Annotated in this window: 13 protein-coding genes; 4 read left to right on the forward strand and 9 right to left on the reverse strand. The window is 72.2% G+C overall.

The features are described from left to right. On the reverse strand, positions 1–532 hold a 532-nt coding region (locus E1298_RS36700), incomplete at its 3' end, for an NUDIX hydrolase (RefSeq protein ID WP_131901652.1). A gap of 59 nt (positions 533–591) precedes the next feature. Between E1298_RS36700 and holA the strand changes: the two genes are divergently transcribed. Further along, on the forward strand, positions 592–1,545 hold the full coding sequence (gene holA, locus E1298_RS36705; protein WP_131901654.1) for a DNA polymerase III subunit delta: 954 nt from the start codon (positions 592–594) through the stop codon (positions 1,543–1,545). An 8-nt stretch (positions 1,546–1,553) separates the two neighbouring features. Here holA and E1298_RS36710 read toward each other — a convergent pair whose 3' ends face one another. The 4 genes from E1298_RS36710 to E1298_RS36725 form a co-directional block, all read right to left on the reverse strand. Beyond that, positions 1,554–2,573, reverse strand: coding sequence for an ABC-2 transporter permease (locus E1298_RS36710; RefSeq protein WP_131901656.1), 1,020 nt, complete (start codon positions 2,571–2,573; stop codon positions 1,554–1,556). Next, on the reverse strand, positions 2,570–3,457 hold the full coding sequence (locus E1298_RS36715; RefSeq protein WP_131901658.1) for an ABC transporter ATP-binding protein: 888 nt from the start codon (positions 3,455–3,457) through the stop codon (positions 2,570–2,572). The genes E1298_RS36710 and E1298_RS36715 overlap by 4 nt, the downstream gene beginning before the upstream one ends. Continuing rightward, positions 3,454–3,846 carry a GntR family transcriptional regulator gene (locus E1298_RS36720; protein ID WP_131901660.1) on the reverse strand — a complete coding sequence of 131 codons (393 nt, stop codon included), beginning with the start codon at positions 3,844–3,846 and terminating at the stop codon, positions 3,454–3,456. Before E1298_RS36720 ends, E1298_RS36715 begins: the two co-directional genes overlap by 4 nt. 87 nt (positions 3,847–3,933) lie before the next feature. After that, on the reverse strand, positions 3,934–4,797 hold the full coding sequence (locus tag E1298_RS36725) for a LysR family transcriptional regulator (protein ID WP_131901662.1): 864 nt from the start codon (positions 4,795–4,797) through the stop codon (positions 3,934–3,936). Between the two features lie 69 nt (positions 4,798–4,866). Here E1298_RS36725 and E1298_RS36730 point away from each other — a divergent pair, with 69 nt between their 5' ends. After that, positions 4,867–5,394: a hypothetical protein gene (locus E1298_RS36730; RefSeq protein WP_131901664.1), complete on the forward strand. Its 528-nt coding sequence runs from the start codon at positions 4,867–4,869 to the stop codon at positions 5,392–5,394. Here the strand turns inward: E1298_RS36730 and E1298_RS36735 are convergent. After that, positions 5,339–5,872, reverse strand: coding sequence for an RNA 2'-phosphotransferase (locus E1298_RS36735; protein WP_131901676.1), 534 nt, complete (start codon positions 5,870–5,872; stop codon positions 5,339–5,341). The genes E1298_RS36730 and E1298_RS36735 overlap by 56 nt on opposite strands. Positions 5,873–5,930: 58 nt before the next feature. Beyond that, positions 5,931–6,200, reverse strand: coding sequence for a 30S ribosomal protein S20 (rpsT, locus tag E1298_RS36740; protein WP_131901666.1), 270 nt, complete (start codon positions 6,198–6,200; stop codon positions 5,931–5,933). A 250-nt stretch (positions 6,201–6,450) separates the two neighbouring features. Here rpsT and lepA point away from each other — a divergent pair, with 250 nt between their 5' ends. Together lepA and E1298_RS36750 are read left to right on the forward strand one after the other, a co-directional pair. Continuing rightward, on the forward strand, positions 6,451–8,292 hold the full coding sequence (lepA, locus tag E1298_RS36745; RefSeq protein ID WP_131901668.1) for a translation elongation factor 4: 1,842 nt from the start codon (positions 6,451–6,453) through the stop codon (positions 8,290–8,292). A 60-nt stretch (positions 8,293–8,352) separates the two neighbouring features. Then, the gene (locus E1298_RS36750) at positions 8,353–9,117 is read left to right on the forward strand and encodes a Uma2 family endonuclease (RefSeq protein WP_131901670.1); all 765 of its coding nucleotides are present in this window, start codon (positions 8,353–8,355) and stop codon (positions 9,115–9,117) included. On the opposite strand, the gene E1298_RS36755 is transcribed toward E1298_RS36750, so the two are convergent. Further along, positions 9,110–9,643, reverse strand: a complete 534-nt coding sequence (locus E1298_RS36755) for a DUF4870 domain-containing protein (protein ID WP_131901672.1) — start codon at positions 9,641–9,643, stop codon at positions 9,110–9,112. The genes E1298_RS36750 and E1298_RS36755 overlap by 8 nt on opposite strands. A gap of 169 nt (positions 9,644–9,812) precedes the next feature. Next, a complete protein-coding gene (locus E1298_RS36760; RefSeq protein WP_131901674.1) occupies positions 9,813–11,213 on the reverse strand; it encodes a hypothetical protein in 1,401 nt (466 codons plus the stop codon). Positions 11,214–11,390: the final 177 nt, after the last annotated feature.

Raw genomic sequence — 11,390 nt, forward strand, 5'->3', positions numbered from 1 at the left:
GAGGCAGGGGGAGGGGGAGCCAGGTTGGGCGCCGTCCTTCTTCCAGTACCTGGACGGTGGTGTCGGCGGGCACGTCCACGAGGAAGGAGTGCCAGCGGTGCGCGTCTGAGCCGCGCCAGCATGAGTCGTCCGGCATGTCGTCGACGCTCAGTTCTGTGAGGTCGGCCGTGCCGATGGTGAGGCCGACCTCCTCCTGGAGTTCGCGTCGCGCCGCGTGGCGTGGGGCTTCGCCGGTGTCGACGTGGCCAGCGGGGACCGTCCATTGGAGGGGGAAGAACACTCGCTCGAAGAACAGGAAGAGGCCGTCCGCGCGGCGGACGAACACTCCGGCGGACTCGTGCCAGTACTCGCCCGAGTCGTCGGTCCACCAGGTCAGTGCCGGGTCGATGACCAGGGCCCGGCTGTGCGTGTGGCCGCAGGTCGTGCACGTGAACCCGGGCGCGCCGTGTTCGGGCCGGACGGTCTCGGCGCGGCATCCCCAGCAGTACTGGTGGCGGCGGCCGTCGTCCGGGACTTCCACGTCCAGCTTCATGTGTGCAAGGTACGGGCTCGCGGGAGCGGGCGGGTGGTCGGGCGTGGCATGCTGCTGGGGTGTCAGTTGAGGCCATCACCTTGATCGTCGGAGACGAAGAGCTGCTCGTGGAGCGGGCGGTCGGCGAGGTCGTCGCGTCGGTGCGGGCCGGGGATCCGGACGTCGAGGTGATCGACCTGGCGCCCGGGGGTCTGGAGCCGGGGCGGGTGGCGGAGCTGACGTCGCCGTCGCTGTTCGGGGGCAGCAAGGTGCTCGTGCTGAGGTCGGCGCAGGACCTGGGGAAGGACCTGACCGCCGAGGTGCTCGGGTACGCCAAGACGCCGGCGGACGATGTGGCGCTCGTGGCCGTCCACCATGGCGGCGCCAAGGGGAAGGCGCTGGTGGACGGTCTGTCCAAGCTGGGGGCGCGCAAGGTGGCGTGCCCGAAGATCAGCCGGATGGGGGAGCGGATCGACTTCATCCGGGCCGAGATCCGCCGGGCGGGCGGGAAGATCTCGCCGGACGGGGCGCGGGGGCTGCTCGACGCCGTCGGCAACGATCTGCGGGAGCTCGCGGCGGCGTGCGGTCAGCTGGTCGCCGACACCGGCGGGAAGATCGACGATGCCGCCGTCGCGCGTTACTACCGGGGCCGGGCCGAGGTCAGCGGGTTCGCGGTGGCGGACAAGGCCATCGAGGGGCAGCTCGCGGAGGCCCTTGAGCAGCTCCGGTGGGCGCTCGCGACCGGGGTGGCGCCGGTGCTGATCGTGAGCGCGCTGGCGCAGGGCGTACGGGGGCTGGCCAAGGTCGGCGGCGCGCCGCGCGGGGCGAGGGGCGCCGCGCTGGCCAAGGAGCTGGGCATGCCGCCGTGGAAGATCGAACGGGTGCAGCGGCAGCTGCGGGGGTGGTCCGGCGACGGCGTCGCGCGGGCGCTGTCGGCGGTCGCGGAGGCTGATGCGCAGGTCAAGGGCGGCTCCGCCGATCCCGCTTACGCCCTGGAGAAGACCGTCGCGGTCATTGTGGCCGCCCGCGGCTGACCGCGGCCTCAGGACAGGCGCCGGCGGATCCACCAGAAGCACAGACCCGTCAGGCCGAGGGCGGCGGTGAGGTAGATGCCCGTCTCGAACCACTGGAAGGTCCAGAAGCGGCTGGAGGGCTGGTAGGTCACCTGCTGCCGGTAGCCGAGCCGGCCCATCTCGGCGATGCAGGCGGGGGAGGGGCCCGGTCCTTCCGACACCGCGCAGGGGCCCGTGTTCGGGGAGATGCGCATGCTGTCGACCGGGTTGCCGGACGCGTCGAGGGTCGTGCTGGAGAGGATCCAGGCGCCGCGGTCGGGGAGCTTCACGGTCACCCAGGCACGTTCCTCCGTGCCGCGGAACATGAGGGACTCCAGGTTGGACGGGGTGATCGGGGTGGTCACCTGCTTGGACGGGAGCAGATGGGGGCGGACCAGGAGGGGCATGGCGATCTGGACGGCGGCGAACACCGTGAGGGTGAGGGCCATGGCGGGCAGGGGGCGGCGGACGAGCATCCCGACGGTCACGCCGAGGACGAAGGCGAGGGCCGCGTAGCCGATGGGGACGACGCCCCGGACGTCGAACAGGACGGATCCGAGCCGGGGGAAGCTGCGGGCCGTCCTGTCGATGGGGTCCGACCACCAGGTCACCAGGAGGCTGCCCAGGCCCGTGGTGGTCACGGCGGCCAGGCCGACGAGGCCGAGCTTGACGGCCAGCCAGCGGGTGCGGGTGATGCTCTGGTTCCAGACGAGCCGGTGCGTGCCGGCCTCAAGCTCGCGGGAGATCAGCGGAGCTCCCCAGAAGAGCCCGATGAGCGCCGGCAGGAGCAGGAGGAGGGCGCCGAGGGAGAGGAACCAGGGAATGTGGTCCTCGAAGAACCGTTCGGTGAACGGCGTGCAGTCGCCGCGGGCGGTGCAGGCGGCGATCCCGGAGTCGTAGTCGTCGGCCAGGCCCGGTCTGGTGGCCGCCAGGACGATCCCGAGGACGGTGAGGGCCGCGAACGCCGTCGCGGCCTGGGAGCGGAACTGCCGCCAGGCCAGCCAGATCATCGGTGCACCTCCAGTGCGGGCCGGTCGATCCGGCTGGTGTCGGCGGGCTCGCTCATGTAGGCGAGGACGAGGTCTTCGAGGGTGACCTGGCCGACCGTCCAGGCCGGGTCGTGGATCGGGGTGCCGGTGCGGACGAGGAGGGTGGACTGGCGGTCGGTGTGGCTGGCCGAGACGACGTGCTGGTCCGCCGGGAGGGTGGCGGGGTCGCGGCGGGGCCCGGTGAGCCGGTGGTGGGTGGCCAGCAGCTCGTCGACCTCGCCCGTCACGCGGACGCGGGAGCCGACGAGGACGACCAGGTGGTCGCAGACCCGTTCGAGGTCCGACACCAGGTGGGACGACAGGAGCACGCTCAGCTCGTGCTCGGCGGCGGCCTCCATCAGGCCCTGGAGGAACTCGCGGCGGGCGAGGGGGTCGAGGGAGGCGACCGGTTCGTCCAGGATCAGCAGTTCCGGGCGCTTGGCGATGCCCAGGGTGAGGGCGAGCTGCGCGCGCTGGCCACCCGACAGCCGCCCGGCGCGGAGCGAGGGGTCCAGGCCGAGCCGCTCGATCCGGTCGCGTGCCAGGGCGGCGTCCCAGCCGGGGTTGAGGCGGGCGCCGAGCCTGAGGTGGTCGGCGACGCTGAGCGCGGCGTAGACGGGGGTCTCCTGGGCGACGAAGCCGACCTTGCCCATGTCGCTTCCGGGGCGGCCGCCGACGACTTCGATGGTGCCCACGGAGGGTGCCAGGTGCCCGGCGGCGAGACTCAGCAGGGTGGTCTTCCCGGCGCCATTGGGGCCAACGAGCCCGGCCACTCGGCCGGACGGGATGTCGAGGGTGCAGTCGGACAGCGCCCAGCGCCGCCCGTACTTCCTGCCCAGCCCGCGGGCCCGCACGGCGGCGGTCACGCTATCTCCTCCTGAGCGGAGTTCCGAAAGGTCGTCGTGAACAGCGCCTCGATGCTCTCCTCGTCGAGCCCGGCCCGGCGCGCCTTGGCCAGCCAGCGCCGCAGCTCCTGGCGGAGCGGGCCGTGCGCGGCGAGCGAGGCGTCGGTCAGCGTCCGGGTCACGAACGTCCCGACGCCGGGACGGGCGGCGACCAGGCCCTCGTGCTCGAGTTCGCGGTATGCCTTCAGCACCGTGTTCGGGTTGATCGCCAGCCGCGTCACCACCTCCTTGACCGTCGGGAGCTGGTCGCCCTCGCGCAGCAGCCCCAGCCGGAGGGCCTGGCGCACCTGGCGCACCAACTGCAGGTAGGGCGAGACCCCGGATCTGCCGTCCAGGTGGAACTCGATCATCCACGGCTCCATTCATCTATCTGGCTAGTACTTTAGTTGCCTGTACGGCCAGGCTGTCAAGCCGGGGGCCGCCCGGGTGGCGTCCGCCTATAGGCCGGTGGGCAGGGAGGCGCGGATCCTCGCCAGGAGGTCGGTGACCAGGGGGTCGTCGGCGCGGCCCGGGAGGTGGAGCGCGTAGTACGGGACGGCGGGCAGGTCGGTGATCTCGCGTTGGACGAGGCCCGGGGGAGCGGTGACGCAGCCGTTGACGACGGCGAGGCCGACGCGCAGGGACGCGAAGTGCAGCAGGAGCGGCCAGCCCTGGGCCTCCACGGCCAGCGACCAGGGGATCCCGGCGGCGCGCAGGGCGCGTTCGAGGGCGATGCGGTGCGGGCCGCTCGGGGGCGGGACGACGAGGGGCGAGCCCGCGAGGTCGGCGAGGACGAGGCTCGGGCGGGCCGCCAGGGGGTGGTCGTCCGGCATGACGAGCGTCTGCGGGTAGGAGGCCAGGTGGACGGCCCGGATGTCGGCCGGAAGCACGTCCAGGACCGCGACGCCCAGGTCGGCGCGGCCGGTGCGGACGGCGGCGAGGGTCCCGGCGCGGCCGGCGTTGATCAGGCGGATGCCGGGGCGGACGACGTCGCCCAGCAGGTAGAGGTAGGCGCCCTCACCGGCGGCGAGGACGGGCGCGCGGGCGGGGGACGTGCCGCGGATGCCGGACAGGAACGTGGTGACGCGCGCGTCGAGGTCGCGGGCGAAGCGGGCGACGGCCTCGCCCTCGGGGGTCAGCACCAGCCGGCGGCCCTGGCGCAGGTAGAGCGGGCGGCCGAGCGTCTCGGCGAGCTTGCGCACCTTGACGTGGAGGGCCGGCTGGGAGATGTGCAGATCCTCGGCCGCGCGGGTGAAGTTGAGGTGGTCGGCGAAGACGGCGAAGGAGGCGAGCGCGTCCGTGGACAGGTGCCCCAGTTCCATAGGCCAGAACTATAGCTGTCAGCGCGATTGATAGTTCTCTTCTAGAGTGCCGGGCCCGAGGGTGGAGGCATGGAAAAGGAGCCTCGGCTCGGCATCGACTTCGGCCGGGTCATTCATGGGGGGCCGCTGGCCCCCGGCGACGCCGACACCGTGTTCCTCGGCGGGAGCTTCGAGGAGGCCCTGGCCTCGCCCGCGACGGAGGGCGTGTACGAGGTCCTGCCCGGGCTGATCGCGGCCTTCGGCGGACGGGCCTGGATCATCTCCAAGTGCGGCGACCGGATCCAGCGCCGCACGCTGGCCTGGCTCGACCACCACGACTTCTACGGGAGGATCGGCCTTCCGCGCGGGAACGTCCGGTTCTGCCGGAAGCGGGCCGACAAGGCGTGGCACTGCGAGGAACTCGGGATCACGCACATGATCGACGATCGCCTGGACGTGCACCGGGCGATCCGCGGGATCGTCCCGTACCGTTATCTGTTCGGGCCGCAGGAAGGGCCCGGATGGGTGAGGCGCATAGGGGACTGGGCCGAGGCCGCGAGCATCAGCGAAGATATTCCGGCGGGACGGACCCGACCAGCCACACCCCGTTCGCGCTGACGCGGAACTCGTGCCCGTCGGCGGCCATCCGTCCCGCCTGGACGACCAGGACGACGGGGACGCCGCGGCGGGCGCCGACCCGCCGGGCCGTCTCGCGGTCGGGGGAGAGATGGACGTCATGGCGTCCCATGGGGCGGAGCCCCTCGTCCCGGATCGCGGCCAGCGAGCGCTCGACGGTGCCGTGGTAGAGCAGGTCCGGGGGAGGCGCCACGGGCAGGTTCAACTCGACCCGCACCGAATGGCCCTGGACGGCCCGGACGCGGTTCCCGTCGAGGGCGTAGCGCCTCTTGTCGTTGACGGCCACCACGTGCTCAAGCTCGTCCCGGGTGAAGGGGAAGCGGTGGCGCGCGGCGGCGGCCAGCAGCTCGTCGACGTCGGCCCAGCCCTCCGGGTCGAGGGTGAGGCCGATCCGCTCGGGGCGGTGCCGCAGATGCTTGGCGAGGTACTTGGAGATCTTCACCGCGCGGCGCTCGTCCATGGACATGCGTCGGGGCCGGCTCACGAGGCCGGCCCCGGACGTACGCGTCCTACGCGATCTACTTGGCCTGGAGGGCGGCGGCCTGCTTGGCGATCGCCGACTTGCGGTTGGCGGCCTGGTTCTTGTGGATGACGCCCTTGCTGACGGCCTTGTCCAGCTTGCGGGCGGCGTTGCGCTGCGCGGCGGCGGCCTCGTCGGCGTTCCCGGCCTCGGCGGCCTCGCGGAACTTGCGGATCGCCGTCTTCAGCTCGGACTTGACGGCCTTGTTGCGCAGCCGGGCCTTCTCGTTCTGCTTGTTGCGCTTGATCTGGGACTTGATGTTAGCCACGTCGTAGTGCCTCAGCTTGGTCGCGATCCTGGCCTGCCCTCGACGGCAGGCTCCGAATGAATGTCTGACGGGGGCGGACGGTACCCCCAGGGCACGACGCTACGCCACACGCAGTCGCACAGCCTACCAATCGCGTCGCCCCGGCCCAAACCGGGGAGCGGGCACCGGGGAGTGAACTGAGCATCGCGCGGGGCATGGGACCATGGAATGTACCGAACCTGCCCACCAGTGAGTTTGCGAACGGACCCCGGTGCCTGCGCCTGAGCCCAACAAGACCGATCCCGCGATCATCCGCAACTTCTGCATCATCGCGCACATCGACCATGGCAAGTCGACGCTCGCCGACCGGATGCTCCAGCTGACGGGGGTGGTCGAGGAGCGCCTGATGCGCGCCCAGTACCTCGACCGCATGGACATCGAGCGCGAGCGCGGCATCACGATCAAGAGCCAGGCCGTGCGGCTGCCGTGGACGTCGGCGGGCCGCGACCACGTGCTCAACCTGATCGACACGCCGGGCCACGTCGACTTCTCCTACGAGGTGTCGCGGTCGCTCGCGGCGTGCGAGGGCGCGGTCCTGCTGGTGGACGCGGCGCAGGGCATCGAGGCGCAGACGCTGGCGAACCTGTACCTGGCGCTTGAGGCCGACCTGCACCTCATCCCGGTGCTCAACAAGATCGACCTGCCGGCCGCGCAGCCCGAGCGGTACGCCGAGGAGCTGGCCGGGATCATCGGCTGCGATCCGTCCGACGTGCTGCGGGTGTCCGGCAAGACGGGCGAGGGCGTCACCGAGCTGCTCGACAAGATCGTCCGCGAGGTGCCGGCCCCGGTCGGCGACCCGGACGGCCCCGCCCGGGCGCTGATCTTCGACTCGGTGTACGACACCTACCGCGGCGTCGTCACCTACGTGCGGATCATCGACGGGCACCTGTCGCGCCGCGAGAAGAGCATGATGATGTCGACGGGCTCCTCGCACGAGACCCTGGAGGTCGGCGTGATCTCCCCGGAGCCCAAGCCCGTCCAGGGCCTCGGGGTCGGCGAGGTCGGCTACCTGATCACCGGGGTGAAGGACGTCCGGCAGGCGCGGGTGGGCGACACCGTCACCGGGGCGACGCGACCCGCGCGCGAGGCGCTCGGCGGCTACCGCGACCCCAGGCCCATGGTGTACTCGGGCCTTTATCCGGTGGACGGCGACCAGTACCCCGAGCTGCGCGACGCGCTCGACAGGCTCCAGCTCAACGACGCCGCACTCGTCTATGAGCCGGAGACGTCGGCGGCGCTCGGGTTCGGGTTCCGCTGCGGCTTCCTCGGGCTGCTGCACATGGAGATCGTCCGGGAGCGGCTGGAGCGCGAGTTCGGCCTCTCGCTGATCTCCACCGCGCCGAACGTCATCTACCGGGTCGTGATGGAGGACGGGACGGAGCACACCGTCACCAACCCCAGCGAGTTCCCCGAGGGCAAGATCGGCTCGGTGCACGAGCCGGTCGTCCGGGCGACGCTGCTGTCCCCGTCCGAGCACATCGGCGCGATCATGGAGCTGTGCCAGGGGCGCCGCGGGGCGCTGCTCGGCATGGACTACCTGTCGGAGGACCGCGTCGAGATCCGCTACACGCTGCCCCTCGCCGAGATCATCTTCGACTTCTTCGACCAGCTCAAGTCGCGGACGCGCGGGTACGCCTCGCTCGACTACGAGCCCAGCGGGGAGCAGGAGTCCGACCTGGTGAAGGTCGACATCCTGCTGCAGGGCGAGTCCGTCGACGCGTTCAGCCAGATCGTCCACCGCGACAAGTCGCGCGAGTACGGGCTGATGATGACCGCCAAGCTCAAGGAACTGATCCCGCGGCAGCAGTACGAGGTGCCGATCCAGGCGGCGATCGGCGCGCGCATCATCGCCCGCGAGAACATCCGCGCGATCCGCAAGGACGTGCTCGCCAAGTGCTACGGCGGCGACATCTCGCGCAAGCGCAAGCTGCTGGAGAAGCAGAAGGAGGGCAAGAAGCGGATGAAGACCATCGGGCGGGTGGACGTTCCGCAGGAGGCCTTCGTCGCAGCGCTGTCGACCGGCGCCGAGACCGCCGACAAGGGCCGCAAGTAACTCCGGCGGGGTTTGCCAAACCGGTGGTGACGCACCGCTCACGCGTGGACACTGGGTGTTGTGAGCCACACGTTGCTGCACCAGGTCCTCGTGTCGAGTCTGGTCGTGCCCGTCGGGTTGGCGCAGAGGCCCGGCCATGACCACCTGACGGCGTTCGGGACGCGCCTCGCCGACGACACCTGGCTGCGGCCCGACCTGATGGTCTACCGCAAGGACCAGGCGGAGGGCGACCTCTGGTACATCCGGGGCGCGCCGCTCCTGGCCGTCGAGGTCGTGTCGCCGTCCTCCCGCGAGGCCGACCTGCGCGCCAAGCGGGCGCTGTACGCGCGGCACGGCGTGCCCTCGTACTGGGTGGTGGACGTCCACGGCGACCGCAAGCCGGCCATCCTCGTCCACGAACTGGGCGAGGACGGCCGGTACGGCGCCGAGGAGCGGGTGCCCTGGGGGCGCTCGCACCGCCTGTCGCGTCCGTTCGGCATCGAGCTGGCCCCCGAAGAGCTCTTCGACCGGCTGCCCGGCCGGGCGGCCGCCCCAAGGAGGAACCCCGTGATCTCCTACCCCGCCGCGCCCCGCGTCGGCTCCGACCTGCCGCACCACGAGGACCTCTTCGACCTCGACGTCTTCGGCCACCGCTGGCCGACGGGCGCGGAGAAGGTCGAGCTGTGGGACGGCTGCCCCGTCTTCTACGGCCGCTGGGACGAGCGGGACGTGCGGATCGCCGAGCGCGCCTACCCGGGGCGCGTGGTCAGGCTCGACCAGCCGCCGGGCGAGCCCGGCACGATGACGATCATGCCCGCGCCCGCCGAGGGGGCCGCCGTCACTTGATGAGCGGCCAGGCCACGACCGACGGCACCTTGCGGAACTCGCCGCGGTTCGCGGCCCGCGCCGCGTACACCAGGAAGAACATCACGGCCGCGGTGAACAGCAGCGGCACCCAGATGAGCACCCCGGCGGCCAGCGAGAGCAGGCCGCCGACGATCCAGACCGCGATGGCCGCCAGGCCCATGTTGAGACCCTGCGCGGCGTGCCGCCGCACGTACGGCGAGCGCGCCTTGCCGAGGTAGACGATGCCCGGCGCGATCGCGCCGACGAGGAACTGGCCCAGGTAGGCCATGAGCGACCACGTCTTGTCGTCGTCGCTGACGGGGCCGTGCCCGCCCGGCATGGCGGTGGTGCCCGGGGCCTGGGGCTGCTGCTGCCACGCGGAACCCTGCTGAGGCTGTTGCCATGCGGATCCCTGCTGGGGCTGCTGCCACGCGGGCCCTTGCGGCTGCGGCTGCTGCCATTGGGGTTGCTGCTGCCATCCGGGCTGCTGGCCCTGGCCGGGCGACGGGGGAGGCCCGTAGGCCATGGCGGGTGTCCTCTCCGGGTTCGCTGTGCGAGCTATTGGCGAAGTGTACGACTCATTGGACGCACCCGGAGTTCCCGCGGGTTCCCGCCTTTCGCCGTCCCGTGGCCATTTCACGCCACGGGACGGCGAAAGACAGGGGAGGCAGGGGCGGAGAGGGCGGGGAGCGGTGTCAGGGACGCCAGAGGACGGCGGACGGTCGCTCGCGCGTGACCGTGACCGACCCGCTCCAGGTGACGCCGGACGGCCGGGGCCGGTACGCCGCGTCCAGGAAGAAGCCGCGGTTGATCGAGGTGACGGTGGCGGGCGCGCCGTTGTCGCCGAGGCCGACGGGCCGCCGGAGGGCCTCGACGCTCGCGATGTCGGAGACGGCGGTCCCCTCCGGCAGCTCGACGGTGCCGGCCACGGCGCCGTCGCGCTCGATCGACCAGGTCGGCTGGTCGTGGTCGGAGCGGTAGAGGCGGGACGGGCCGGACTTCAGGCGGACGCCGAGCGCGACGCCGGGCGCCGACCCGGTCCCGGTCGGGATCCCCGTCGTCTTGGCGAACTCGGCGAACAGGTAGGCGCGCTGGTCGCCGACCGCGGGGGTCGCCGGGTCGGACGGCTTCTCGATCTTCCCCTCGCGGACCATCTCCTGCGCCATGACCCGGTACGTCCACGGCTCGCGATCCATGACGACCTCGCGCGCGCGCTCGGCGGGCCGAGTGGCGGTCACGTCAGGCAGGAAGCGCAGTGGCGCGTCCTTCGCGATGACGTCGCACATGTTGTTGTTCTGGGTGCAGGTCTGGAGGAGCGGGTGGTCGCCCTCATAACGGCCGGTGAACTTGAGGGTCTGGTGCGCGGGCGCCTGGTAGACGCCCGTCCCGTCCACGCGCCGTCCCTTGGCGTCGACCTCGACGCGGTAGATCCACTCGATGTCGGTCGTCCGGCCCCAGCGGGCCATCAGCGCGGGCGAGTCGGTGCCGCCGTCCTCGTTGCTCCACACCACCGAGTACTCGACGACCCGGTGGCCGGGTGTGGCGGCGGGCCGCGTCTCGTGCCAGGCGATCAGCGGGGTGTCGGTGGTGGCGTTCTGGTACGGGTCGTTCAGCGGCCCCTCCGTCCGTCCGATGACGACGGGCGCGTGGCGCAGCGCGACCTGGTCCGCGGCGGGCATACGGACGCGGGTGCGCGCGAGCGCGACGCGGCGGGCCGCGGAGGCGCTGCCGCGGGCGAACCGCAGCGTCACCTTGTGCCTGCCGTGCCGGACGCGCCCGAGGCCGAGGCTGCGCGGCGTCGGGTCGGACGAGGGGACGACCAGGTCGGTCACGTGGCGTCCGTCCACCGCGATGGACACCACGGCCGCCTCGGCGCCCTTGCGGTCCCAGGAGACGCCGGGCGCGGACGCGGTGAAGCCGATGACGGCCTCGCCGTCGCGCCGGGCGGTGAACGACAGCGACCGGGCGGGGCCGCCCCGGTGGACGTTGACGGTGCCCGGCGCCGTCGCGGCGTGGGCGGGGGAGACGGTCAGGGGAGCGCTCGCAAGGGCGGCGCCGGTCAGGGCGAGGACGGCGCGACGCGCACGGCTTCTCATGAGCGGGGAACTTAGGGCGGCGGGGTTGCGTTCGGGTGACGGGCCGGTCCCCCGTGGATGTCGGGACCATTGCGGCGGAACACCCCCACCGGGCGCGCAGCCGCGACCCTGGCGCGCGTCAGGCAATCGCGCGCGTCAGGCGATGGTGCGGAGCGCGGCCAGCGCGCTGGGGAGCTG

Origin of the sequence: Actinomadura rubrisoli (assembly GCF_004349215.1) — a bacterium.
In the GTDB taxonomy this organism is placed as follows: Bacteria; Actinomycetota; Actinomycetes; order Streptosporangiales; family Streptosporangiaceae; genus Spirillospora; species Spirillospora rubrisoli.